The organism is Bradyrhizobium forestalis, assembly GCF_002795245.1.
Classification (GTDB): domain Bacteria; phylum Pseudomonadota; class Alphaproteobacteria; order Rhizobiales; family Xanthobacteraceae; genus Bradyrhizobium; species Bradyrhizobium forestalis.
The window spans coordinates 1-598 of record NZ_PGVG01000131.1; the positions used below are offsets into that span (position 1 = coordinate 1).

Sequence of the window (598 nt, forward strand, 5' to 3'; positions counted from 1 at the left end):
CAGCTCACGCGCATTCTTGCCGACGGCGTGGTCGCGCGAGAACCCCCAGAACCGTTCATAGGCGCTGTTGGCGAAGATGTAACGACCGTCCTCGATGTTCTTCGCGGCGACGCAGGCCGGCACGTGGTCCAGCACGGTTTCCAGGAATTGCTTGGTGGAGGCGAGCTGCCGTGACAGCTTGCGCTGATCGCTGACGTCCAGATGCGTCGCGACCGAGCCGCCGTTCGGCAACACGAAATATTTCACCAGGATGGCGCGGCCATCGGGCAGTTCGGTGATCAGGCCGTTGGGGCTCGCCGCCTTCTCGTAGAAATCGTCGTCGGAGACGGCGAGTACCCCGCGCTGCCGACGCAGCTCGAGGATGTCGTAGCCGGTCATGCCGGTCCACAGATCCGAACGCGTCAGGCCGTAGATGTCGAGATAGCGGTCGTTGCAGAACATGATGCGTCGTTGCGCATCCGTCATCACCACGCCCTGGTTGAGATTGTTCATGGCGGAGGAGACGAAGGCGTTGCGCCGCAGCTGCAAGCGCTTGGTGCGGCGCAGCGAGGAATGGATCCACAGCGCGATGGCGGCCAGGAACGCACAGACGACAATG

The 598-nt window shown here is 63.0% G+C and carries 1 protein-coding gene; it reads right to left on the reverse strand.

Annotated features, from left to right (window positions below):
* A partial coding sequence (locus CVM73_RS38805) for a PAS-domain containing protein (protein ID WP_146006762.1) occupies positions 1-598 on the reverse strand: 598 nt, incomplete at both ends.